At 71.2% G+C, this 22,287-nt stretch carries 23 protein-coding genes and 1 riboswitch; of the genes, 12 read left to right on the top strand and 11 right to left on the bottom strand.

Going from position 1 to position 22,287, the window contains the following annotated elements:
• Positions 1–6: 6 nt before the first annotated feature.
• The 5 genes from ACIBO1_RS03255 to ACIBO1_RS03235 all read left to right on the top strand — a co-directional run bounded on the left by ACIBO1_RS03255 (position 7) and on the right by ACIBO1_RS03235 (position 7,214).
• The gene (locus ACIBO1_RS03255; RefSeq protein ID WP_396741023.1) at positions 7–834 is read left to right on the top strand and encodes an ABC transporter permease; all 828 of its coding nucleotides are present in this window, start codon (positions 7–9) and stop codon (positions 832–834) included.
• Positions 834–1,580 carry an ABC transporter ATP-binding protein gene (locus ACIBO1_RS03250; protein WP_396741022.1) on the top strand — a complete coding sequence of 249 codons (747 nt, stop codon included), beginning with the start codon at positions 834–836 and terminating at the stop codon, positions 1,578–1,580. Before ACIBO1_RS03255 ends, ACIBO1_RS03250 begins: the two co-directional genes overlap by 1 nt.
• The gene (locus tag ACIBO1_RS03245) at positions 1,577–3,556 is read left to right on the top strand and encodes a DUF5941 domain-containing protein (protein WP_396741021.1); all 1,980 of its coding nucleotides are present in this window, start codon (positions 1,577–1,579) and stop codon (positions 3,554–3,556) included. Before ACIBO1_RS03250 ends, ACIBO1_RS03245 begins: the two co-directional genes overlap by 4 nt.
• A gap of 15 nt (positions 3,557–3,571) precedes the next feature.
• Positions 3,572–5,761 carry a CDP-glycerol glycerophosphotransferase family protein gene (locus ACIBO1_RS03240; protein WP_396741020.1) on the top strand — a complete coding sequence of 730 codons (2,190 nt, stop codon included), beginning with the start codon at positions 3,572–3,574 and terminating at the stop codon, positions 5,759–5,761.
• A 145-nt stretch (positions 5,762–5,906) separates the two neighbouring features.
• Positions 5,907–7,214, top strand: coding sequence for an ABC transporter ATP-binding protein (locus ACIBO1_RS03235; protein WP_396741019.1), 1,308 nt, complete (start codon positions 5,907–5,909; stop codon positions 7,212–7,214).
• Between the two features lie 98 nt (positions 7,215–7,312).
• Here the strand turns inward: ACIBO1_RS03235 and ACIBO1_RS03230 are convergent, their stop codons facing one another.
• Entirely contained in the window at positions 7,313–7,648 is a 336-nt protein-coding gene (locus tag ACIBO1_RS03230; RefSeq protein ID WP_396741018.1) for a hypothetical protein, read from the bottom strand.
• A gap of 233 nt (positions 7,649–7,881) precedes the next feature.
• Here ACIBO1_RS03230 and ACIBO1_RS03225 point away from each other — a divergent pair, with 233 nt between their 5' ends.
• From ACIBO1_RS03225 to ACIBO1_RS03215, 3 genes are read left to right on the top strand one after another with little or no spacing between them, the layout of a single operon-like run.
• Complete coding sequence (locus ACIBO1_RS03225; protein WP_396741017.1) at positions 7,882–8,682, top strand: Scr1 family TA system antitoxin-like transcriptional regulator; 801 nt, start codon at positions 7,882–7,884, stop codon at positions 8,680–8,682.
• On the top strand, positions 8,673–8,861 hold the full coding sequence (locus tag ACIBO1_RS03220) for a DUF397 domain-containing protein (protein WP_396741016.1): 189 nt from the start codon (positions 8,673–8,675) through the stop codon (positions 8,859–8,861). Before ACIBO1_RS03225 ends, ACIBO1_RS03220 begins: the two co-directional genes overlap by 10 nt.
• 55 nt (positions 8,862–8,916) lie before the next feature.
• Positions 8,917–9,381 carry a DUF4442 domain-containing protein gene (locus ACIBO1_RS03215; protein ID WP_350696134.1) on the top strand — a complete coding sequence of 155 codons (465 nt, stop codon included), beginning with the start codon at positions 8,917–8,919 and terminating at the stop codon, positions 9,379–9,381.
• Positions 9,382–9,479: 98 nt separating this feature from the next.
• Here the strand turns inward: ACIBO1_RS03215 and ACIBO1_RS03210 are convergent, their stop codons facing one another.
• The 3 genes from ACIBO1_RS03210 to ACIBO1_RS03200 are packed head-to-tail and all read right to left on the bottom strand — an operon-like array spanning position 9,480 to position 10,729.
• Entirely contained in the window at positions 9,480–9,956 is a 477-nt protein-coding gene (locus ACIBO1_RS03210; RefSeq protein WP_396741015.1) for an SRPBCC domain-containing protein, read from the bottom strand.
• Positions 9,957–9,978: 22 nt separating this feature from the next.
• Positions 9,979–10,308, bottom strand: a complete 330-nt coding sequence (locus ACIBO1_RS03205) for a helix-turn-helix transcriptional regulator (protein ID WP_131053173.1) — start codon at positions 10,306–10,308, stop codon at positions 9,979–9,981.
• On the bottom strand, positions 10,301–10,729 hold the full coding sequence (locus ACIBO1_RS03200; protein ID WP_396741014.1) for an SRPBCC domain-containing protein: 429 nt from the start codon (positions 10,727–10,729) through the stop codon (positions 10,301–10,303). Before ACIBO1_RS03200 ends, ACIBO1_RS03205 begins: the two co-directional genes overlap by 8 nt.
• 365 nt (positions 10,730–11,094) lie before the next feature.
• Between ACIBO1_RS03200 and ACIBO1_RS03195 the strand changes: the two genes are divergently transcribed.
• Positions 11,095–11,847 (top strand): beta-phosphoglucomutase family hydrolase, encoded by a 753-nt coding sequence (locus tag ACIBO1_RS03195; protein ID WP_396741013.1) that lies wholly within the window; start codon positions 11,095–11,097, stop codon positions 11,845–11,847.
• On the top strand, positions 11,844–14,219 hold the full coding sequence (locus ACIBO1_RS03190; RefSeq protein ID WP_396741012.1) for a glycoside hydrolase family 65 protein: 2,376 nt from the start codon (positions 11,844–11,846) through the stop codon (positions 14,217–14,219). Before ACIBO1_RS03195 ends, ACIBO1_RS03190 begins: the two co-directional genes overlap by 4 nt.
• A gap of 92 nt (positions 14,220–14,311) precedes the next feature.
• On the opposite strand, the gene ACIBO1_RS03185 is transcribed toward ACIBO1_RS03190, so the two are convergent.
• On the bottom strand, positions 14,312–14,491 hold the full coding sequence (locus tag ACIBO1_RS03185; RefSeq protein ID WP_396741011.1) for a hypothetical protein: 180 nt from the start codon (positions 14,489–14,491) through the stop codon (positions 14,312–14,314).
• A 135-nt stretch (positions 14,492–14,626) separates the two neighbouring features.
• Between ACIBO1_RS03185 and ACIBO1_RS03180 the strand changes: the two genes are divergently transcribed.
• The gene (locus ACIBO1_RS03180) at positions 14,627–15,298 is read left to right on the top strand and encodes a dienelactone hydrolase family protein (protein ID WP_396741010.1); all 672 of its coding nucleotides are present in this window, start codon (positions 14,627–14,629) and stop codon (positions 15,296–15,298) included.
• Positions 15,299–15,300: 2 nt separating this feature from the next.
• Here the strand turns inward: ACIBO1_RS03180 and ACIBO1_RS03175 are convergent, their stop codons facing one another.
• The 4 genes from ACIBO1_RS03175 to ACIBO1_RS03160 form a co-directional block, all read right to left on the bottom strand.
• Positions 15,301–16,479, bottom strand: a complete 1,179-nt coding sequence (locus ACIBO1_RS03175) for an AI-2E family transporter (protein WP_396741009.1) — start codon at positions 16,477–16,479, stop codon at positions 15,301–15,303.
• A 124-nt stretch (positions 16,480–16,603) separates the two neighbouring features.
• The gene (locus ACIBO1_RS03170; protein WP_396741008.1) at positions 16,604–17,395 is read right to left on the bottom strand and encodes a hypothetical protein; all 792 of its coding nucleotides are present in this window, start codon (positions 17,393–17,395) and stop codon (positions 16,604–16,606) included.
• A 211-nt stretch (positions 17,396–17,606) separates the two neighbouring features.
• Positions 17,607–18,029 (bottom strand): hypothetical protein, encoded by a 423-nt coding sequence (locus tag ACIBO1_RS03165; protein WP_396741007.1) that lies wholly within the window; start codon positions 18,027–18,029, stop codon positions 17,607–17,609.
• Between the two features lie 95 nt (positions 18,030–18,124).
• Complete coding sequence (locus ACIBO1_RS03160; RefSeq protein ID WP_350696112.1) at positions 18,125–18,433, bottom strand: helix-turn-helix domain-containing protein; 309 nt, start codon at positions 18,431–18,433, stop codon at positions 18,125–18,127.
• 196 nt (positions 18,434–18,629) lie between these two features.
• On the opposite strand from ACIBO1_RS03160, the gene ACIBO1_RS03155 reads away from it, so the two are divergent.
• Complete coding sequence (locus tag ACIBO1_RS03155; protein WP_396741006.1) at positions 18,630–19,328, top strand: carbonic anhydrase; 699 nt, start codon at positions 18,630–18,632, stop codon at positions 19,326–19,328.
• A gap of 81 nt (positions 19,329–19,409) precedes the next feature.
• Here the strand turns inward: ACIBO1_RS03155 and ACIBO1_RS03150 are convergent, their stop codons facing one another.
• Positions 19,410–20,426: a coiled-coil domain-containing protein gene (locus ACIBO1_RS03150; protein ID WP_396741005.1), complete on the bottom strand. Its 1,017-nt coding sequence runs from the start codon at positions 20,424–20,426 to the stop codon at positions 19,410–19,412.
• 3 nt (positions 20,427–20,429) lie between these two features.
• Positions 20,430–20,561: riboswitch (cyclic di-AMP (ydaO/yuaA leader) on the bottom strand.
• A gap of 166 nt (positions 20,562–20,727) precedes the next feature.
• Positions 20,728–22,107, bottom strand: coding sequence for a YibE/F family protein (locus ACIBO1_RS03145; protein ID WP_396741004.1), 1,380 nt, complete (start codon positions 22,105–22,107; stop codon positions 20,728–20,730).
• Between the last annotated feature and the right edge of the window lie 180 nt (positions 22,108–22,287).

Genomic DNA, 22,287 nt, shown 5'->3' with positions numbered 1-22,287 from the left:
ACGGCGGTGACCTCTGGCGTGGGGGCGTTGTGGTCGCACCGCAATTCGCTGCGCATCCTGGTCCGACGTGATCTCGCGGTCAAGTACCAGCAGTCCGTGCTGGGGTATCTCTGGTCGCTGATCGAGCCGCTGGGCATGGGGGCGATCTATTGGTTCGTCTTCGGCGTCCTGTACTCCCGGGACACCAATCGGCACCTCGGCGAGGCCGCCGGGTCGTACCCGCTGTTCCTGATCACCGGGATCTTCGCCTGGATGTGGACCAGCTCGGCGTTGAGCGAGGCGACCAACGCGCTGACCGGTCAGTCCCGGTTGATCACCACGATGAACGTGCCCCGGCAGGTCTTCCCGATCGGTCGGGTCACCGGGCGTTTCGCCGAGTACGCCGCCGGCCTGCCGATCCTGGGCGCCATCGCGATCTGGTACGCGTCCGACGGCAGGATCGACCCGGGGTGGTCGCTGCTCGCCCTGCCGCTGGCGGTGCTGGTGCAGGCCACCCTGCTGGTCGGGCTGGCGCTGCTGCTGTCGGCGGCGAACGTGCTGATGCGTGACGTGGAGCGGTTCATGCGTCTGGTCATCCGGGTGCTGTTCTATGCCACGCCGATCATCTATCCACTGAGCCTGGTCCGCGACTCCGGCCTGCCCGGGTGGCTCAAGCTGGGCTACGAGCTCAACCCGCTGGTCGGGATATTCCAGCTCCACCACTCGGTCTGGTATCCGGACGAGTTCCCGGACGCCCGGATGCTCGCCACCACCGTCGGCATCAGCCTGCTGGTCCTGGTGGTCGGCTGGTGGACGTTCCGCCGGCTCGAACCCGCCGTGCTCAAGGAACTCTGATGGCCGACGCGATCATCGAGGCGGAGGGCCTCGGCATCCGGTTCGTCCGCAACCGCCGCCGGCAGTTGCGGCTGCGCGAGCTGTTCATCCACCGGGGTACGCGCGGCGCCTCCGACGGCCGCTTCTGGCCGCTGCGGGACGTCTCCTTCTCGCTCGCGCCCGGCGAAACGCTCGGAGTGATCGGCCGCAACGGCACCGGCAAGAGCACCCTGCTGCGTCTGATCGCCGGGGTGCTGATCCCCGACGAGGGGCGGATCCGGGTCCGGGGCGACGTCGCGCCGCTGCTGGAACTCTCCGCCGGCTTCTCCAACGACCTGACCGGGCGGGAGAACCTGTACCTGGTGGGTGGCCTGCACGGGCTGTCGTCGAAGTACCTGAAGCGGCACTTCGACGAGATCGTCTCGTTCGCGGGCGAGCAGGTGCAGGGTGCCATCGACACCTCGGTACGCCACTACTCGTCCGGGATGAAGGTCCGGCTCGGGTTTGCGATCATCTCTCACCTGCCGCACCCCATCCTGTTGATGGACGAGGTGACGGCGGTGGGCGACGCCGAGTTCCGCGACAAGTGCTACACGACCATCGATCGTCTGCTCGGGGAGGGGCGCACTCTGGTGCTGGTCTCACACAACGAAAAGGACCTGACCCGGTTCTGTCGTCGAGGACTCTTCCTCGACGGCGGCCGGTTGAGCGTCGACGGCACCATCGCCGAGGCGCTGGCCGCGTACCACGACGCGGTTCCCCGGTGACCCTCGCGATCGTGTTCGCCGCCGGTTCGCCGGCCGCGAGCCGGCCGACGGGTACGGTGCCGGGCGGCGCCCTGACGGAGGGGCTGGCTGCGCAGTGGCGCCGGGCCGGGGTTGCCGACGTGCGGTTCGCCGCGACCCTGGACGAGGTGGCGGACCTGGCTGCCACGGCGGGTGGTCCGGTGGTGCTCAGCGGCGCGGACCTGGTGGCGCACACCGCCGTACTGCGGCATCTGGTGACCAGCCCGGTCGGACCGACCGTGGCGCTGGTGCTCACCGACCCGCCCGGCGGTGGCCGGACCGTGGTCCGCGAGGAGCGCGGCCAGGTGGTCGACGCCGGTCCGGTCGAGCGGCTCGACGGCGAGGCCACCGGCGTCTTCGGGGGCGCGGTGCGGGTCGGTCGCGACGACGTACCGGCACTCGTCGCCGCCGCCCGCGCGGCCGGCACCGACCGGCAGGCCCCGGGCCCGGCGGTGGACCGGGTCTTCGCGGGCCTCGCCGGGCAGGGGACGCTGGTCTTCGCCCACCGGGTACGCCTGCTGGTCGCGCACCGGGTCGACGATGCGCCCGGACTGGCCGCCGCCGAGGCGGCGGTGGCCGCCGTCGACGAGGACCGGGCCGAGTTGCGGCTCTCGGTGAAGGAGAAGGACGACTTCTTCACCACGTACTTCGTCAGCACCTGGTCGCCGCAGGTCACCAAGCTCTGCGCCCGGTTGGGGCTGAGCCCGACGGCGGTCACCATGATCTCGGTGGCCTTCGCGGTCGCCGCCGCCGCGCTGTTCGCCGCCGGTGGCCGACCGGCGCTGGTCGGCGGTGCGGTCCTGCTCTATCTCGGCTTCGTGCTCGACTGTGTGGACGGTCAGCTCGCCCGCTACACGCGCAACTTCAGCGCCTGGGGCGGCTGGCTGGACACCATGGCCGACCGGGCCAAGGAGTACCTGGTTTACGCGGGTCTCGGGTGGGGTGCCACGGCGGCCGGGTTCCGGTACGGCTGGGCGTTGGCCATCGCCGCGATGACCCTCCAGACGGTGCGACACATGACCGACGCCTGGTACGGCGTGCTGCACGACGAGGCGGCCCGTCGACCGAAGTCGGAGGGCACCGGGGGCGGCGGCATCGGTGACCGGCTGAACGCCGCGTCCAACCGGGTGCAGGCCGACTCGGGGTCGCTGTCGTACTGGCTCAAGCGCACGGTGGTCTTCCCGATCGGGGAACGGTGGGCGCTGATCGCGCTAGCCGCCGCGCTGTTCGACCAGCGGGTCGCCCTGTTCGCGGTGCTGACCTGGGGAGTGCTGGCGTTCGGCTACACCGGTGCGCTGCGTACCCTGCGGGCGCGCTGGATGTGGGTGCCGGTGCTGGACACGGTCGACGCGACCCTGCACCGTGACGACGGTCCGCTGGCCACCCGGCTGCCGGTGCTGCGCCGACCGGGGCCGCTGGTGCTCGCGGTGGTCGCGGCGCTGGCTGCGGCGGGGTTGGTGCTGGTGACGCTGCTGGGGGACGGCGGCGATCCGGCGGCCTGGCTGCGCTGGGCGGCGGTGCCGGTGGTGCTGATGGTGCTGCTGGCCGCTGCGGCGGGGACCGGGGCGGCGCACAACGGGCCGCTGGACTGGCTGGTGCCGGCCGCGTTGCGGGCCGCCGAGTTCCTCTTCGCCGTCGCGGTCGGGGTGATCGGCGGCGCGCCCGCGTGGCTGATCTTCGGGTACGTCTTCGTGCTCACCCTGCACCACTACGACCTGGTCGCCCGGCTGGAGAAGCGGCAACCCGCGCCGCCGCTGCACTCGGCCACGCTGGGCTGGGAGGGGCGGTCGGTGCTGCTGGCGCTGACGGCGATCGCCGGAATCGTGAGTATTGGTCTGGCTACACTCGGTATCTACCTTCTGGTGCTGTTCGTGGCAAGTGTGGTGCTGGCCTGGTTCGTCCGGCCGAGCCGTCCCACCCGGGCGCCGGCGGGTACGCGACAAGGCGCGACGCTCTGACGGGAGGCCGGGACGATGACGCTGATCAGCTTCGTCGTCCCGGCCTTCCGGGTGCAGGGCTACCTGCGGGAGTGCCTGGACTCGATCCTCGGTCAGCCGATCGCCGACATCGAGGTGATCGGGATCGACGACTGCTCTCCCGACGCGGTCGGCGACATCCTCGACGAGTACGCCGCCCGCGACGACCGGGTCCGGGCGGTCCGGTTGGACCACAACGTCGGGCTCGGTCCAGCCCGTAACGTCGGGCTGGACCTGGCCGTCGGCGAGTACGTCTGGTTCGTCGACGGTGACGATTGGCTCGCGCCGGGCTGCCTGGTCGAGGTGGCCGCCCGGCTCCGCGAGACCCGCCCCGACGTGCTGCTGGTCGACCACGTCCGCATCTACTGGGACGACCGGGCCAGCGCCAGCGCGATGGCGGAGGTCTTCCCGGAGCCGCCGGGGCCGGAGACGTTCCGGCTGGCCGAGCGACCGGAGACGCTGGAACTGCTGCACACCGCCTGGAACCGGCTGCTGCGTCGGCAGTTCCTCGTCGACGCCAAGCTGCGCTTCGCCCCCGGCTGGTACGAGGACGTGTCGTTCAGCTACCCGGCGCTGCTGGCCGCCGACCGGATCGGCGTGCTCGACGTGGTCTGCGTCAACTACCGGCAGCGGCGGGCCGGGGCGATCACGAAGACCCAGGGCGAGCGGCACTTCGAGGTGTTCCACCAGTGGCACCGGGTGTTCCGGGACCTGGACCGGTTCGGCGCCGAGGAACTGCGGTCGGCGATGTTCGGGCGGATGATGTGGCACTACCTGACCGTGCTCGGCACCGACGAGCGGATTCCGGCAGAGCTGCGGCCGACCTTCTTCGCCCGGATCACCATCGAACACGCCCGTTTCCGCCCGCCCGGGGGCCATCAGGTTCCGGACGGGATCGAAGGGCTCAAGCACCGGCTGGTCGCGGCCGGTCGGTGGCAGACGTTCAGCGCTCTGCGCGCGACCGGCCGCGTCGGCGAGACGGCCCGCCGGTTCGCCCGCCGGGCCCGACACCGCCTGGGCCCGCCGGCCCGTCGGGGCGTACGCCTGGCCCGGGACGTCGCGCTGGGCGGGTACCAGAGGGTCGAGCGCCGTCGGCCGGTCGACGAGAACCTGGCCGTGTACGCGGCGTACTGGTATCGCGGGTACGCCTGCAACCCGGCCGCCGTGTACGAGGCGGCGCGGCGGCTGGCGCCGCATGTGCGGGGCGTGTGGATCGTCCGGCCGGACCGGGTGCACACCCTGCCCGACGGGGTCGAGTACGTGGTGGCTGGTACGCCCGCGTACCACCGGGTGCTGGCCCGCGCCCGGTGGCTGATCAACAACGTCAACTTCCCGGACTCGGTCCGCAAGCGGCCGGGCACGGTGCATGTGCAGACCCACCACGGCACCCCGGTCAAGGTGATGGGGCTGGACCAGCAGCGGTACCCGCTGGGCGCGACCGGCATGGACTTCGCCGGGCTGCTGCGTCGGGTGGACCGGTGGGACTACTCGGTCAGCGCGAACAGCTTCTCCACCCAGATGTGGGAACGGGCCTATCCGGCCGCGTACACCACTCTGGAGGTGGGGTATCCACGCAACGACCGGTTGGTGACCGCGACCGCCGAGGAGGTCCTGCGGCTGCGCGCGGAGCTGGACGCCGGTCTCGGCGAGCGGGTGGTGCTGTACGCCCCGACGCACCGCGAGCACCTGCCCGGCTACCGGCCACCGTTCGACCCGGAGCGGTTCCTCGACGCGCTCGGCCCAACCGGCCTGCTGCTGATGCGCAGTCACTACTTCCATGACCGGGACCGCCGCACGCCCGGCCCGAGCAGCCGGGCCCGGATCGTCGACGTCAGCGACCATCCCCGGGTCGAGGACCTCTATCTCGCGGCGGACGTGCTGGTCACCGACTACTCGTCGGCGATGTTCGACTACGCCGTCCTGGACCGACCGATCGTCGTCTACGCGCCGGACTGGGACGCGTACCGGTTGACCCGGGGGGTGTACTTCGACGTCACCGCCGAGGCGCCCGGTGCGGTGGCGCGTACCTTCCCGGACCTGCTCGACGTGTTCCGCTCCGGCGCGCTGGAGACGCCGGAGGCCGACCGGGCGCGGGCCGCGTTCCGGGAACGCTTCTGCTCACTGGAGGACGGGCACGCCGCCGAGCGGGTGGCCCGACGGGTCTTCCTGGGCGAGACGGCCGACTGAGTTCCTCTTTCCGTGCAATCGCCGTCATTCGATGGACCGTAATAGGTCTGTCACGATTCGAACATGGCACGTTTACCCGATGTGCTCGCCGCGTGATCCTGGCGACAGTCATTCCGGGTTCGCCGACGAGCTGGGGGAGGAGACGGTGACAACCGTCGCGCTCAAGGATGTGACAAAGGTCTTCCGGGACGGCACCGTCGCTGTCGACACCATCAATCTCGACGTCAACGACGGCGAGTTCCTGGTGTTGCTGGGGCCGTCCGGCTGTGGCAAGTCCACCGTGCTGCGGATGATCGCCGGGCTGGAGGAACCGACCTCGGGCGCGGTGATGCTCGACGGCGAGCTGGCGAACGAGCTGCCGCCCCGGGAACGGCGGATCGCGATGGTCTTCCAGGACTTCGCCCTCTATCCGCACATGAGCGTCAACGACAACATCGCCTTCCCGCTCAAGCTGGCCGGCGTCGAACCGGCCCCGCGCGGCGAGCGGGTCACCGACGTGGCCAGCGCCCTCGGCATCGGTGACGTGCTGGCCCGACGCCCCGGTCAGCTCTCCGGCGGACAGCGGCAGCGGGTCGCGATGGGCCGGGCGATCGTCCGTCGGCCCGGCCTGTTCCTGATGGACGAGCCACTGTCGAACCTGGACAGTGGGCTCCGTGCCGAGCTGCGCGCGGAGATCTCCGGTCTGACCCGCGAACTGGGCGTCACCACCGTGTACGTGACCCACGACCAGGCCGAGGCGCTGACCATGGCCGACCGGGTCGCCATCATGCGCAAGGGCGTCCTCCAGGACGTCGGCACCCCCACCCAGGTGTACGGCCGCCCGGCCACCCTCTATGTCGCCGCGTTCCTCGGCAGCCCCCGGATGAACCTGCTGGAGGCGTCGGTCTACGTCCACCTCGACCGGTACATCACCCTCACCCTCGGCGAGCAGGCGCTCTATCTGCCGTGGAACGACATCCGTAGTCGGGCCGTGGCGCATTACCACGGTGAGCGGATCGTGGTCGGCATGCGCGCGGAGGCGCTCACCCCGGTCGCTCCGGACACCTCCGGAGACGTGCTCCAGGGCCGGATCCGCTACCTCGAACACCACGGCCACGAGTCCCTGGCCTTCCTCGACATCGGGGCCTCCGCGATCGTGGTCGACGAGGTCGGCGCCCCGGTCGACGGCGACGTCCCGCTCGGTCAGCGTGGCCTGCGCCGGTTCGGCCAGATGATGCAGCGGTTCACCGGCCGGGTCGCGGTCGACCAGGGCGAGCAGGGCGCGAACAGCGGCAGCAACACCAGCGTCCTGAACGATCCGGGCCGCCACCATCGTCGCCCGGCCGAACTGGCCGTCCGGCTGGCGCCCTACCCGGCGGTCTCCGCAGGGCACCCGCTCAGCGTCAAGGTCCGCATGGACGCCCTGCACTTCTTCGACGACCGGGGCGACCGCATCGACGTCGGCTGGCGCTGACGGCACCGATGTAAGGAAGGGCACCTTATTAACGCCTGCGGTATAGCACGGGTCCCCTGCTAACGCGCCTCCACGAGCGGCTCGCAGACGATCGGCCGCTAGCACGGTTCGATGAGCGGGCGGCGGTAGGGGGACCAGGCGACGAAGCGGGTGAACAGGTCACGTGGCGTGGGGCCGTCGTCGGGGTTGAGGCGGTAGAGATCCCGGGTGGCCTCGTAGAACAGGCCCGACAGATAGATCGACAGGCCGATCTCGTTGCGGCCGTACTCGGTCTTCAGCAGGATGCGCGCGGTGGCGCACGGCCACGGGTGCCCGCAGGCCCGGCAACACCACATGGGCCGCAGCGGGGTGTGGGGTTTCTCGTGCAACGGGTACGCCCGCGGCCGGTCCGGTGCCGGCCCGTCACCCGGTTGCGGCAACTGGTGAGTGATCATCAAAAACTCCTCTGCGCGGATGCCGTGCTCCGGGCGGAGCGCCTGACCTGGGTCGGGGCCCGTCCAAGCGGGGGACGAGCGGACGGGCCCCGACAGAAACCCCCACGATCTGCCGCAATCGGGGAACTTTCTACGTGACAGTCTGGTGAGGACACCACTACTTTCGGAAGGGAATCACCCCCCACCAGCCCGGCCGTACGAGCCGGTCGTCACCGAAGTGCAGAGGTGTGCAGATGGATCGGTTACCCATGTTGGAGCTGTTCGCCGGTGAGTTACGCCGGCTGCGGACCAAGGCCGGACTCTCCCAGGAGGCGCTCGGCCAGCAGATCAGCTACTCGGCTTCGCTCGTCGCCTCGGTCGAGCAGTGTCGGCGGGCTCCCCGGGAGGAGTTCACCGTGCGCTGCGACGACGTCCTGCACGGCGAGGGGCTGTTGGTGCGGGTCCGGGAGGCGATCCTCAAGGAGAGCCTGATGCCGTGGTTCCGCGAGTGGGTCACGATCGAGCAGGAGGCGACCTCGCTGTGCAGCTTCCAGCCGTTGGTGGTGCCGGGCCTGCTCCAGACCGAGGGGTACGCCCGCGCGCTCTACGAGGGCGCGAGCCATCTCGTCGGCGACCAGGTCGAGGCGCCGCTGGCCGCCCGGCTCGCCCGGCAGAAGGTGCTCGCCCGGCCCAATCCGCCGCTGCTGGTGGCGGTGCTCGACCACACGGTGCTGGAGCGCCCGGTCGGCGGGCCGAAGGTGATGCGGGAGCAGTTGCTGCACCTGGTGGAGGTGGGGCGTCGGATCAAGGTGCACCTGCACATCGTGCCCAAGGGGGTGGGCGCCTATCCGGGGCTCAACGGTGCCTTCGTGATCGCCACCCCGCCGGAGGGCGACGACATCGCCTACCTCGACAACCAGATGCGCGGCAGCATCGTGGAGCGCACTGTGGACGTAAACTCCCTTCGGCAGAACTGGGAGGCCGTTCGGGCCGAGGCGTTGCCCCAGGGAGCCACCCTCAAGATGATCTCGGAGGCGGCGGAAGCATGGACCTGACCGGCGCGATCTGGCGCAAGAGCACCCGCAGCAGTGGCAACCAGGGCGACTGCGTCGAGGTGGCCGACAACCTGGCGCAGGTCGTCGGGGTGCGCGACAGCAAGGACCGGCAGGGGCCGGTGCTCACCTTCACGCCCGAGACCTGGCGAGCCTTCGTGCAGTCCACCAAGAGGCGCTGACCCCGCTCCGTCGCGTGGCCTTGTCGGTCAAGTTACTTGCCGGTAGCGTTCGGGCATGACCATCGACTCGCGGCAGGTGGCCGCTGGCATGCTCCAGGCGGTGCCCTTCGCCCGTACGCTCGGCTTCGAATTCGTCGAGGTGGCACCGGAGGCGGAAGGCTCGGTGCGGGCCGTGGTCCGGCTGCCCGACTCGCCGGCCACCCACAACCACGTCGGCGGCCCGCACGCCGGGGCCGTGTTCACGCTCGGCGAGACCGCCTCCGGCGCGGTGGTGATGGCCGCGTTCGGTCACCTGCTCGACCGGGCCACGCCGCTCGCGGTGCGCGCCGAGATCGCGTACCGCAAGCTCGCCATGGGCGCGGTGCTGGCGACGGCGCGGCTCGGTCGCCCGCCGGCCGAGGTGATCGCGGAGCTGGAGGCCGGCGAGCGACCGGAGTTCCCGGTACGCGTGGAGATCGTCACCGAGGAGGGCAAGCCGACCTCGGAGATGACCGTCGTCTGGACGCTGCGCCCGAACTGACGCGACGGCCCTCGGCCGGTGCTGGCCGACAGGCCTGCGGCCCGAGTCGACGAAAGCGCCTGGCCGGACTGACGAACAGAGTCGACTGACGCACAGGGTCAGCGGCGCTGCTGTAGCGCCTCGGCGTTGCGTACCTCGTTGTCGCGGTCGCCGCTGCCGGTGGCGATCAGGGTCTGGAGGCTGCTGCCCACGTAGCCGCCCCAGGCATTCGCGCAGACGTCGTAGCACTCGTGGTGCCGGGTCAGGCCGACGTGGGTGAAGCGCAGCCGGGTGCCCTCGCCCTCCGGCGAGATGTCGAATCGGATCCGGGTGTCGGTCCACTCCTGCGGGTCGGCGGTGAAGTTGAAGTAACCCTCCACGCAGAGCCACTCGACCGTCTCGCCGGGCACGAACTCCACGATTCGGAAGCGGCACCGGTGGATGTCCTTGTAGTGGTAGGAGAACTCGGCACCGGCGACGTCGGTCGGCCCGTCGATGTCCGTCGACCACCAGCCGCGTACGTCGTTGACGGCGTCGAACACCTCCATCGGGGTCTGGTCGACCACGAACGTGGTGGTGTAACTCTGCTCGGTCATGGTTCCTGTCCTTCGATCGGTGTCATTCGAGGTGCGTACGGAGGGCGGCGAGCGGGCCGTCCCAGTCGCGGGCCAGGGCGGCCAGGAACTGCTGGGCGACCTGCATCGGTGCGGATCGCAGGCGGTAGCGCACGCGGCGGCGCTCGCCCGGCTCGGCGCTCACCAGGCCCGCCTCGGCGAGCAGGGCGAGGTGCTTGGCGATCCCCTGGCGGGTGATCGGCAGCCGGGCTGCGAGGTCGGTGGCGGTGGCCGGGCCGCCCTCGGCCAGGGCGGCGAGGATGGCGCGCCGGTTCGGGTCGGCCAGGGCGACGAACACCGCCTCCGCGACGGCCTCGGACGCGGGGTCAGTCATGGAGATAGGCGACCAGCTCGTCCAGCTCGCTCGCCCAGCCACGGGTGTTGCCCGCGAACGCCACGTCGTGTTCGTCGGGGCCGAGCTGGGCGAACCCGGTCTCGACCACGGTGAGGCTGGTGCCGTCGCCGTCGGCGGTCAGGGTGAACTCGACGTACGTGCGGCGCGGGTCGTCGGCGGGCAGGCCGTGCACGGGCCAGGTGTAACCGAAGACGGTCTTCGGTTCGAGCCGTTCGATCCGCAGTTGCGACCGTTCGCCGCTGTCCCAGGAGACGGTCGCGATGCCGCCGACGCGCAGGTCCACCTCGGCGCGCTGGCCGAACCAGGTGCCGAGCCCTTCCGCGCTGGTGATCGCCGCCCACACGTCGTCCACCGGGCGGGCTATCCGCACGGTGCGTTCGATCCGGTCGGGAAATCCCATCGTCGCGCCCCTTCTGTAGCAACCAGCCGGTTGCTACAGAAGCTATGGCAACTCAATGGTTGCGTCAACTGTTGTGGTGAACCTCGTCGGTCAGGCGACCCTGAGAAGGAGCGCGACCGGAAAGGACACGATGCGCCGTCTCATTGCGACCGCCTCAGGGCGACTCGACCGGTGACGGTCATCAGGACGGAGCAGACCGCCATGAGTGCCAGCGTGATCCAGGGAACCGTCCGCGATGAACGTATGAGCGAGTTTCACTTTCGGCAACTCGAGGCGCGGCGTGCCGAGCAGAGGACCCACTGCACGGCACGCCGGGGTCGGTCGAAGTGCGTTTGCGGGCCGGTGACCGTGGATAGATTGGTACGGTGCTCGGCCTGCCTGATCATGTGACCGCTTGTCTCTTCGACCTGGACGGTGTGCTGACGCAGACCGCCCGGCTGCACAACGCCGCCTGGACCGAGACCTTCGACGACTTCCTGCGGCGGCACGCGGCCACCACCGGTGAGCCCTACCGCCCGTTCGATCCGGGTCCGGACTACCACCGGTACGTCGACGGGCGGCCCCGCCTGGACGGCGTACGCACCTTCCTGGCCTCACGGAACATCACGCTGCCGGAGGGTACGCCGGAAGACCCGCCGGGCGCGCAGACCGTGTACGGCCTGGGAAACCGGAAGAACACGCTGGTGCTGGAACGGATGCGCAGCGCCGGAGTGGACGTCTATCCGGGCTCGGTGGCGTACCTCAAGGCGGTCCGCGACGCGGGGCTGCGTCGGGCGGTGGTCACCGCCAGCGCCAACGGCCGGGACGTGCTGGCCGTGGCCGGGCTGGAATCGCTGCTGGAGGCCCGGGTGGACGGGCTGACGGCACGGGCCGAAGGGCTGCGTGGCAAGCCCGCGCCGGACACCTTCCTCGCCGGGGCGAAGCTGCTCGGCGTCGATCCCGCGAACGCGGTGGTGTTCGAGGACGCGCTGGCCGGTGTCGCCGCCGGGAAGGCCGGTGGGTTCGGGTACGTGGTGGGGGTGGACCGGGCCGGTCAGGCCGACGAGTTGCGGAAACACGGTGCAGACGTGGTGGTCGACGATCTCGCCGACCTGCTCACCGCCGGAGGGCACGCGTGATCCGGGAGCGGGCGTATCCGGTCGAGCCGTGGCACGTGCGGGAGACCCGGCTCGACATGGACGTGCTCGCCCAGTCTGAGTCGGTCTTCGCCCTCTCCAACGGCCACGTCGGGCTGCGCGGCAACCTGGACGAGGGCGAGCCGCACGGGTTGCCCGGCACGTACCTGAACTCGTTCTACGAGTTGCGCCCGCTGCCGTACGCGGAGGCGGGTTTCGGTTTTCCGGAGTCCGGTCAGACGATCGTCAACGTCACCAACGGCAAGCTGATCCGACTGCTGGTCGACGACGAGCCGCTCGACGTGCGGTACGGCGAGGTGCTCGCCCACGAGCGGGTGCTCGACATGCGCGCCGGCACGTTGCACCGCTCCCTGCACTGGCGCTCACCGGCCGGGCGCGAGGTGCGGGTGAACACCACCCGGCTGGTCTCGTTCCGGCAGCGCTCGGTCGCCGCCATCCGGTACGAGGTGGAGGTGGCCGACGGTAAGCCGCTGCGGCTGATCGTCCAGTCCGAGCTGGTGGCCAACGAGACGCTGCCGCCGCAGAGCCGCGACCCCCGGGTGGCCGCCGTGCTGGAGTCGCCGTTGGAGGCGGAGGAGGAGCTGACCACGGAGGACGGTGGACTGCTGATCCACCGGACCAAGGTGTCCGGCCTGCGGGTCGCCGCCGCGATGGAGCACGAGGTCACCTCGCCCGCACGGACCACGGTGGAGTCCGAGGGGTACGAGGACTGGGTGCGGACCACCATCGGCTGCGTGCTGGAGCCGGGGCAGACGCTCTGCGTGGTGAAGTACCTGACCTACGGCTGGTCCAGTCGCCGCTCGCTGCCGGCCCTGCGCGACCAGGTCGGCGCCGCGCTCGCCGCCGCGCGACTGGACGGCTGGGACGGGTTGGTCCGCGAGCAGCGGGAGTATCTGGACGAGTTCTGGGACGCCGCCGACGTGGAGGTCGAGGGCGACCCGGAGGTGCAGCAGGCGGTCCGGTTCGGGCTGTTCCACGTGCTCCAGGCCGGTGCCCGCGCGGAACGTCGGCCGATCAGCGCCAAGGGGCTCACCGGCCCCGGGTACGACGGCCACGCGTTCTGGGACACCGAGATGTTCGTGCTGCCGGTGCTCACGTACACCCATCCGGCTGCGGTGCGGGACGCGCTGTACTGGCGTTTCTCCACACTGGAGCAGGCACACGAGCGGGCCCGGACACTCAACCTCAAGGGTGCGGCCTTCCCGTGGCGCACCATCGAGGGGCCGGAGTCGTCCGGTTACTGGCCGGCGGGCACGGCGGCGTTCCACATCGCCGCCGGTGTCGCCGACGCGATGCGCCGGTACGTGCTGATCAGCGGTGACCGCGAACTGGAGCGGGAGATCGGACTGACCCTGCTGGTGGAGACCGCCCGGCTGTGGCGGTCGCTCGGGCACCACGACCGCAACGGCCAGTTCCACATCGACGGGGTGACCGGCCCGGACGAGTACACCGCCGTGAAGAACGACAACATCTACACGAACCTGATGGCGCAGCGGAACCTCCAGACCGCTGCCGAGGTGGCGATGCGCTACCGCGACGAGGCGTACCACCTGGGGGTCACCGACGAGGAGGCCGCCGCCTGGCGGGACGCCGCCTCGGCCATGCACATCCCGTACGACGACGAGATCGACGTGCATCAGCAGGTGGAGGGCTTCACCCGGCTCCAGGAGTGGGACTTCGTCGACACACCGTCGGACAAGTACCCGTTGCTGCTGCATTACCCGTACTTCGACCTGTACCGCAAGCAGGTGGTCAAGCAGGCTGACCTGGTGTTGGCGATGCACTGGCGCGGGGACGCGTTCACGCCCGAGGAGAAGCTGCGCAACTTCCTCTACTACGAGCGGCGTACCGTCCGGGACTCCTCGCTCTCCGCCTGCACCCAGGCGGTGCTGGCAGCCGAGGTGGGCTACACCGAGTTGGCGCACAGCTATCTGCGCGAGGCCGCGCTGATGGACCTGCACGACCTGAACGAGAACACCCGCGACGGGGTGCACATGGCCTCCCTCGCCGGGGCGTGGATCGCGTTGGTCGCCGGCTTCGGGGGCCTGCGGGACCACGACGGGGTGCCGTCGTTCGCGCCGCACCTGTCGAGCGGGTTGAGCCGGTTGGCCTTCTCGCTCCAGTGGTGCGGGATGCGGCTACGCGTCGACGTGCGTCCGCACGAGACGACGTACTCGCTGCACCACGCCGCGCACGACGCGGTCATGGAGGTCCGCCACTACGGCAAGTCGATCCGCGTCACCTGCGACGAGTCGGTCACCGTACCGATCCCGCCGCTCCCCGAGGACCTGCCGACGCCGGAGCAGGCCCCGGGCCGGGCACCGATGCTCCGGCTCCCGGAGACCACCAGCTGAGTCGCGTCGCGGCGGCCCGCCGATCCGGTGACGCCGTCAGCTCGACAGGGCCCGCCGACCTGCTCGATCGGCGGCCCGCTGGTCGACGCCGCTCAGATCGGCTCGCCCTGAGAGGGACGGCCGGTGGCGTCGTGCGGCGTCCTCGCCCGGGGATCGTCGGCGTCACGTGCCTGGGCCGCCTCGTCCGCCCAGTCCCGTCCGCGCCGGGTGTCCTGTTCGCGCCGCTCGCGATCGGCGGCCTTCTGCACGGGCTCACGCTGGTGATGCGGCATGACGGTCCTCGCGATCTGCTCGCCGACGCCCCAGGCGCCGGTCCGTCTGCGGTCTTCCGTCGGCTACCCACCGCCCCCGGCGACAAACGCGCGTGCGATGCACCGGGCGGGGTATGCGGCAGACCGGGAGGCGAGATGGACGTACGCGGTGGCGAGGTGACGATCCCGGTGGGTCAGGTAGACCTGTCGGCCGACCTGTCGGTGCCGACCGGCGCGTCCGGTGCAGTGTTGTTCGCGCACGGCAGCGGCAGTTCCCGGCACAGCCCCCGCAACGTCTCGGTGGCCCACCGGCTCACCTCCGACGGCCTCGGCACCGTGCTGGTGGACCTGCTCACCCCGGCTGAGGACGAGGTGGACGCGGTCACCGCCGAGCTGCGTTTCGACATCGGGCTGCTGGCCGACCGGCTGGTCGCGACCCTGGACTGGTTGGCCGTCGAGCGGCCCTTCGGTGCAGTGCCGATCGGTCTCTTCGGTGCCAGTACGGGTGCCGCCGCCGCCCTGATCGCGGCGGCGCGGCGGCCCGACGTGGTGCGCGCCGTGGTGTCCCGGGGCGGCCGACCCGACCTGGCCGGAGCCGCCCTGGGCGAGGTGCGCGCCGCCACCCTGCTGCTCGTCGGTGGCCTCGACGAGCAGGTCATCACGCTCAACGAGCAGGCCCGGGAGCGGATGACCGCGCCGACCGAGCTGCGGGTGGTCCCCGGAGCCACGCACCTCTTCGCCGAACCCGGGACGCTGGAACAGGTGGCCGACGCGGCGGCCGGCTGGTTCGGCGACCACCTGCATCCCCGGGTACGCGCGCGGAGCTGAGGTCAGACCTTGCGGATCGTCCTGCGGGTACGGGCCTTCGCCGTACGCCCCCGGATGATCCTCGACCACCGCCTTTTCGCCGCGGCGGTCTGGCGCTGCTGCTGCACGCTGTCGATGACCCGCCAGACGACGGCGGCGATCGGAACCGCGACGAAGGCGCCCGCGATGCCGGCGATGAGCGTGCCGGCGGTGACCGCGAGCAGGATCACCACCGGATGCAGCCGCACCTGTCGCTTCATGATCAGCGGTTCGAGCAGGTTGCCCTCGATCTGCTGGACGGCGATCACCGCGCCCAGGGTGAGCAGGGCGGTGGTGGGGCCGTTGGCGGCCAGCGCCACCAGCACCGCGACCGCCCCGGCCACGGTGGCGCCGATGATCGGGACGAAGCCGCCGAAGAACGTGATCAATGCCAGCGGGAAGGCCAACGGCACACCGAGCAGCACCAGCGCCAGACCGATGCCGATGGCGTCGATCGCCGCGATCAGCATGGTGCCCCGGCTGTACGAGCCGAGCGTGCGCCAGCCGACCCGACCCGCCTCGGCGGCGATCTCCCGGTTGGGCCCGCCCGCCCGACGCAACGTCCAGTGCCACATCGACCGCCCGTCCTTGAGCAGGAAGAAGAGCAGCACCAGGGCGAGCAGGATGGAGCCGAACACCTCGGCCACCGTCTGCGCGCTGGCGACCGGGTCGACCTCCTGCTGACTGAGCGCCTGACGGAGCTGGTCGACGAGGCCGTCGAGCTGCTCGTCGGTGACCGGCAGGGTGGAGGTGACGAAGTCGCGGCTGCGTTCCAGGCCCTCCCGCAGCTCGTCGCCCAGCTCGCTGAACTGGCCCGCGGTCATGTTCCAGACCAGTACGCCCACGCCGGACAGGACACCGAGCAGGAGCAGGACGGTGAGCAGGGCGGCCAGCGCGGCGGGCAGTCGCAGCCGGCGCAACGCGAGCTGGACCGGGTCGAGCAGCGCGGCCAGGAAGAAGGTGGCGGCCAACGCGATGGCCAGCGGGGTCACCAGCATCGTGATCCGGGCCAAGAGATAGAGCCCGGCGGCGATCACCACCAGGCAGGCACTCCAGACCACCGCCGTACGCACCAGCCAGGGCAGGGCCGCCCAGGTCTGTCTCGGCCCGGCCCCCCGCCGCGTCGACTCCTCGGGCCTGCGCCCGTCACCCCGTGCGACCACGTCGGCCTCCTCTTCCCGGCGAGGTCGTACCCGGCCGGTGTCCGTCCGACACCGGTCCCACGCTAGGTTCCCGCCCGACGGGCCGGAGGAGGTTCGCGCTATCTGCCTGTCGCGGCAGAACCGGTCAGTACGCGGGCGCCGCCCGCCCGGGAACCACGGTGGGCATCTCGCGGGTCTGCTCGACGCCACCCAACGCGGTCAACGGCAGCACCGACTCACGCTCCTCGACCTGCGGTAGCAGTGCCGAAAGCGCCTCGTCGCGCAGGCTGCGTGCTGCCGCGGCGGCCAGCTCGGCGGCCCGCCAGCGCTCCTGCTCCTGCGCGTGGGCCGCCTGCTGGCGCGCGAAGAGGTTGTCGCGTACCGCCCGACGCAGCGTCAGCTCCTGCTCGACCGGGTGCAGTCGCGGGTCCCAACCCCGGTGGGCGAAGACGTCGCTGAGCTGTTCCACCGACAGCTCCCGCCGCCAGTACGCCTCCATGGCCGACCGGTGCAGCCACCGCTCCCGGTCGGCGTACTCGGCGGGGGTGCGCGAGGTCTGCGGCAGCGGCATCCCGGTGGCCGCGGACAGCCGGCGGACGTCCGCCTCCGCCGTCTCGTACGCCTGCCACGCCCGCTCGGCCTCGTCCTGCGCGGTGAGCCACTCCTCGCGACGTCGCCGGGCCGTGGCGTCGGCCCGGTCGGCGGCCACGGCCACCTCCTCCGCCCAGCGGTCCTGGTCCCGCTGTTCCTCGGTGTGCTCGGTGCGGCTCGGCAGTGCCGCCTCGCGGATCCGGGCGCCCGCGTCGAACCGGAGGAGGTGTCGGGGGCGCAGCAGCAGGGCGGCGATGGCGAGGATCACCACGCCGAGCAGGCTCAGCCAGATCACGGCGGCCATGGGGACGTCGGGCATGACGTAGGAGAGAGCGGTTCGCATCATCAACACCTCTCGCGGTCGGATGAGGGTCGTCGACTGGGGGAAGGTCTGTGGTCGCCGAGGTCGGCGACAGGACGTCGGGCCGGGCCGGACGGGTCCGCGACGGCGGTGTGCCCCCGGGACGCGCGACGACGGTCGGTGGCCGTGTCCGGGGTCGGGCCGGGGCGGCGGACGGTCGCGTGGGCCGGTGGGGCGTCCTGAGGCGGGCCGTCGGTCAGGCGGCCGGTGGACCGCGACGGGTCGGCTCACCGTTGCCCACGGTGCGGCGCGGCACGGTGAGCTGGTAGACCGTGGTGATGGCCGCGCCGGACTCGACGGCGGGCTCGGGGCGAGCCGGCGGCGAGGTCGGGACCGTGGGCTGCGTCGGTGACGTCGCCAGCGTGCCGGAGGCCCGCACCTGCGCGGCGGCCGGTGCGACGGTGCCCGGCCAGGTCGGCAGGTCGGCCGTGACGGACCAGGCGCGATGATCGGCGACGCCGTGGATCGGCTGGTCGCCCGCCGGGCGCAGTGGCAGGTTGGCGGCGGCCGTGCCGAGGCCGACCGCCAGCACGAGGGCGGCCAGCGCCAGTCGGGTCAGCTCACGCAGCGTGCGCAGCGTCGCCGGCCACAAGGGACGGGCGAGCGCGACAGACGACACGTGTTCAACCTATCGCCCCCGTGCCGATAACGCATGGGCGCGAGTGGGATGGGATCGGTGAACCACGCCACGTGGTCGACTGTGGACGGTGCGGGCTAGTCGGTGAACAGGGCGAGCAGGTCGCCGACCTGGCGGTCGGCCTCGGCCGGGTGGCGGAACCGGCCGGCCGGGTTGAGGGTGTACTCGTTGCGGCGGCCCACCCGGGTGCGATGCAGATAGCCGCCCGCCTCCAGGTCGGCGACGATGGCCTGGGCGGCGCGTTCGGTGACCCCCACCTCGCTGGCGACGTCGCGCAGCCGGGCGGTGGGGTTGCGGGCGATGGCGAGCAGTACGTGTGCGTGGTTTGTCAGGAAAGTCCAGTTGCGGGTGCTTTCTCGCTCGTCTGAGGTCGCCATGCCCGCCATCGTATGGCCTGCCCTGTCGTGTTCCGGAGCTGCGCTCGCGCCCGCTCGGCTCGATTGGCAAGCGTTCTGGAATACATGAAATGCAGATCACGCATAGCTTGACGTGCCTTGCGCTGCGTGTGACGGTTGGTGGCAGCCCGTGGCCAGCGCCGGCCGGGATGACCAGGCATTCCACCGAGAGGCGAGGTGACGCCGGATGAGTCGACCCGGAACGATCGGAGCGCAGCCCGGTCCCGAACGCGAGTACCTGACCGCAGACCTTCCCGGTTCGCGGGAGCGCGCCCTCGCCGAGCTGGTCGCCGGCAACCGCCGCTTCGTCACCGACACGCTCCGGCACCCCAACCAGAACGCCAGCCACCGGGCCGCCGTCGCCGCCGAGCAGCACCCCTTCGCGGTGATCGTGGGCTGCTCCGACTCACGGCTCGCTGCGGAGATCATCTTCGACCGTGGGCTGGGTGATCTCTTCGTGGTCCGTACCGCCGGGCACACCATCGGCCCGGAGGTGCTGGGCAGCGTCGAGTACGCGGTGAGCGTGCTGCGTACGCCGCTGGTGGTGGTGCTCGGGCACGACTCGTGCGGTGCCGTCCAGGCGGCCCGGGCCGCGGCGGCCACCGGCACCGCTCCGTCGGGGCACCTGCGGGCCGTGGTGGACGCGGTGGTGCCCAGCCTGCGCCGGGCCGAGCAGGCGGGAGTCGACGACCTGGACGCGATCGTCGACATCCACATCGCGCAGACCGTCGAGGCGATGCTGGAGTCCTCCGAGGCGCTGGCCGCCGAGGTGGCCGCAGGCGGGTGCGCGGTGGTGGGCATGTCGTACCGGCTGGCCGCCGGTGAGGTGCGGACCGTCGCGGCGGAACCTGCCGAGATGTCGGGTGTGGTCACGCCCGTGGGCTGATCCGCCGGATTGCCCGACACGGACGACGAGGGCCGCTCCGCCAGACGGCGGAGCGGCCCTCGCATGTCACCCGGACGGTGCTCAGAGCAGCGACACGTGCACGTGGTCCGTGTGGTTGGACGGGCCGCTGTAGGACCGCCACCTGTTCTCGGTCGGGAACCAGATCTGCCGGTTCCAGATCACGTAGTAGATGCCGAGCCGGTCGGCGTTGCGGACCAGGAAGGCCGCCAGGTTGTTGCCGTAGATCCGGGTGTCGTTGTTGTGCCAGGGGCTGAACCCGCTGTTCTGCAACGACCAGTCACAGGCCCGGCCCTTGGGGTGCTCGAACTTGTCACCGGGCCGCCAGCAACCGACGAAGCGGTCGAAGCCGGCCCGCTTGACCTCCTTGTACATGTGCAGGGTGCGCGGCGTGATGCAGCCCGACGTGGTCGGGTCCTTCTGGCTGCACGACTCCGGCTTCCAACTGCCGTCGGACGCGCGGTTCGGCGCCACCCGGGCGACCGGCGAGGTGGCGGCCACCAGGCCACCGGTCAGGCTCTCGCCACCGACCAGGCGGAGTGACTTCTCCGCCTCGGTCTTCTTGCGCGCCATGTCGTTGGTCAGCTTCTGCTGCTCACGGACCTCGGCGTCGGAGGCGAGCTTGGCCTGGTCGGCGCGCTCCCGGATCGTGTTGACCTCGCCCAACTTCTTGTCGTTGAACAGGTTCAACTCGTCCAGGGCGGACGCGCGGTCCATGAACGAGTCCGGCGCGTTGCTCTGCAACAACATCGCTATCGCACCCACCCGGCCGGTGCGGTACGACTGCGTCGCGATCTCGGCGACCTGCGGCCGGAGCGCGTCGAGGTCGGCTTGTGCGCGGCGCAGCTCGACGTCGAGCTTGAGCTGGCGCTTCTTGGACCGCTCCAGCTGGTTCTTGGCCTTGGAGAAGTCGCGGTTCGCCGACTCGATCAGGTCGTTGAGCATCGGTGGGTCGTCGTCGTGCTCGGCTGGCGCGGGTGGGTTCGGCGCGGCCATGGCCGGCAGGGGCCCGGCGAACACGGCGAACGCGGCGAACACGGCCACCACAGGGGTCATCCAGCGGCGTAGGGGTGCCGTCACTTCTTTCCCTTCCATCGACCGCCGACCGGGTTAGCTGACGGGTTCGGAACGGAAGTGGCCCCTACCGCTGACGCGGATTCACCCCACCTACCTGGGTCCCCGGCTCGCCTCGCGGCGATTGGGCGGTGGCACCGCAGGCGCCGCTGCGCGCCTTCGTCGGTGACCGGCTGTGAGGTTACCCGACGGTCCATGTCGGTCTCTACGCCCCGAACCCGGCTAGATGCGTCATTTCGTAATCGCGATGGGTGACCAACGACACGGGCACGAACCGTGTCGGCAGGGGCGGTCACGCTGCGGGGTGTCACCATGTGGTGTCCGTGCTCCTGTCCGGGTCGGGCCACCGCGATCCGGTGGCGGGGGGTGTGTCACGCGCACGCGCGGTGCTGAGCGCGTGCAGGGCCTCGGTCCGGTCCGTACCGGGCCGGGGAGTCGGGGGAGTGGGGCCGCCGCCGTCCGGCCCGTCGTCGTGGCCGCCGGACCCGCCGGGCTCCGGCGTGTCCCGCCGTCCGGCGGTGACCACCAGCGCGGCCAGTGCGGTCGTCAGCGGTACGGCGGCGACCAGCCCCAGCGTGGCCACCACGCTGCGGACGATCTCCTGGGTGAGGAACTCGCTGGTCACGATCTGGCCGAGCGCGCGGGTGTCGGCGGTGAGCAGGAGCAGCAACGGCAGCGACGCGCCCGCGTACGCCAGCACGATGGTGTTCACCACCGAGGCGATGTGGGCCCGGCCGACCCGGGTCGCCGAGCGGTACAGCTCCCGGCGGGTGAAGCTCGGGTTGGCGTGACGCAGTTCGGTCACGGCGGCGGCCTGGGTCACCGTGACGTCGTCGAGCACGCCGAGCGAGCCGATGATGATGCCCGCGAGCAGCAGGCCGTGCAGGTCGACGTCGCCCCGGAACATGGACAGCGTGGTGGCGTCCTCGCTGCCGAAGCCGGTCAGGTGGGTGGCCCGGGTGGCGGCCAGCCCGAGCAGGCCGGTGAGCACCAGGCTGCCGAGCGTGCCGAGGACGGCCACCGAGGTCTGTGCCGAGATGCCGTGTGTCAGGTACAGCACCACGAACATGATCAGCGCCGCGCCGACGATGGCGACCACCAACGGCGGCTGGCCGGCACTGATGCCGGGCAGCACGAAGGTGATCAGGATGGCGAAACTGGCTGCCAGACCGCCGAGCGCGGCCAGGCCGCGAAGCCGCCCGAAGGCCACGATGGCGGCGGCGAACAGCACCGCGAGCCAGATCAGCGGCTTACCCCGCTGGTGCTCGGCGATGTTGTAGTAGCTGAGCGAGGGGTCCTCGGGATCGGTCAGGGAGACCAGGATGATCTCGTCGCCGACGCTGACCCGTGGCGCTCCCGGGCCGTCCGGCAGCGGCGTCTGCACGTCCTGACCTTCGTCCGGGCCGTTGTCGACCCGTACGGTCACCGTGCCGCACTGCTGCCCGGCGGTGGTCGGGGTGCCCTCGGGCACGACCGGGTTCGGTGGGCAGGGCTCGTTCACCACCCGGGTGACCGTGCCGTGGTAACGAGGCGTGTCGTCGGCGGCCTCGGGTCGCGGCGGGTCCGAGGGCCAGAGGATGAGCGCGGCGACCAGGGTGACGAGGAAGAGGGGGACCACCGTCACGATGAGGATCCGCCGCACCCGGGGTGGGGTGGGCGGAGCGGAACGGGTGTGGTCGGCGCCCATTCATTGTCTCCCAACGATTCCAAGGCGAACTACGTACCGGCGGGCGAGAAGGTTCAGCGCCGCCGGTCGGCCGCTGCGGCGGGCATCCGGAATGGCCCGAGCGTGGCAGGATGGCTGCGTACCGTGAGGGCAGGGCCGGCTCTCGGCAACCGCAGCAGGGCTGCGGCCCGGGTGCGCAAC

It is taken from the genome of Micromonospora sp. NPDC049903, assembly GCF_044460945.1.
Taxonomy (GTDB): Bacteria; Actinomycetota; Actinomycetes; order Mycobacteriales; family Micromonosporaceae; genus Micromonospora.
The sequence above is the reverse complement of the archived record's forward strand: the minus strand, read 5'-3'. Positions and strand labels throughout refer to the sequence as shown.

Excerpts from the sequence above, each read along its gene's own strand:
- ACIBO1_RS03250 (WP_396741022.1), top strand. The coding sequence starts at position 834 with ATGGCCGACGCGATCATCGAGGCGGAGGGCCTCGGCATCCGGTTCGTC.
- ACIBO1_RS03240 (WP_396741020.1), top strand. The coding sequence starts at position 3,572 with ATGACGCTGATCAGCTTCGTCGTCCCGGCCTTCCGGGTGCAGGGCTAC.
- ACIBO1_RS03230 (WP_396741018.1), bottom strand. The coding sequence starts at position 7,648 with ATGATCACTCACCAGTTGCCGCAACCGGGTGACGGGCCGGCACCGGAC.
- ACIBO1_RS03225 (WP_396741017.1), top strand. The coding sequence starts at position 7,882 with ATGGATCGGTTACCCATGTTGGAGCTGTTCGCCGGTGAGTTACGCCGG.
- ACIBO1_RS03220 (WP_396741016.1), top strand. The coding sequence starts at position 8,673 with ATGGACCTGACCGGCGCGATCTGGCGCAAGAGCACCCGCAGCAGTGGC.
- ACIBO1_RS03215 (WP_350696134.1), top strand. The coding sequence starts at position 8,917 with ATGACCATCGACTCGCGGCAGGTGGCCGCTGGCATGCTCCAGGCGGTG.
- ACIBO1_RS03210 (WP_396741015.1), bottom strand. The coding sequence starts at position 9,956 with ATGACCGAGCAGAGTTACACCACCACGTTCGTGGTCGACCAGACCCCG.
- ACIBO1_RS03205 (WP_131053173.1), bottom strand. The coding sequence starts at position 10,308 with ATGACTGACCCCGCGTCCGAGGCCGTCGCGGAGGCGGTGTTCGTCGCC.
- ACIBO1_RS03200 (WP_396741014.1), bottom strand. The coding sequence starts at position 10,729 with ATGGGATTTCCCGACCGGATCGAACGCACCGTGCGGATAGCCCGCCCG.
- ACIBO1_RS03185 (WP_396741011.1), bottom strand. The coding sequence starts at position 14,491 with ATGCCGCATCACCAGCGTGAGCCCGTGCAGAAGGCCGCCGATCGCGAG.
- ACIBO1_RS03180 (WP_396741010.1), top strand. The coding sequence starts at position 14,627 with ATGGACGTACGCGGTGGCGAGGTGACGATCCCGGTGGGTCAGGTAGAC.
- ACIBO1_RS03170 (WP_396741008.1), bottom strand. The coding sequence starts at position 17,395 with ATGATGCGAACCGCTCTCTCCTACGTCATGCCCGACGTCCCCATGGCC.
- ACIBO1_RS03160 (WP_350696112.1), bottom strand. The coding sequence starts at position 18,433 with ATGGCGGGCATGGCGACCTCAGACGAGCGAGAAAGCACCCGCAACTGG.
- ACIBO1_RS03155 (WP_396741006.1), top strand. The coding sequence starts at position 18,630 with ATGAGTCGACCCGGAACGATCGGAGCGCAGCCCGGTCCCGAACGCGAG.
- ACIBO1_RS03145 (WP_396741004.1), bottom strand. The coding sequence starts at position 22,107 with ATGGGCGCCGACCACACCCGTTCCGCTCCGCCCACCCCACCCCGGGTG.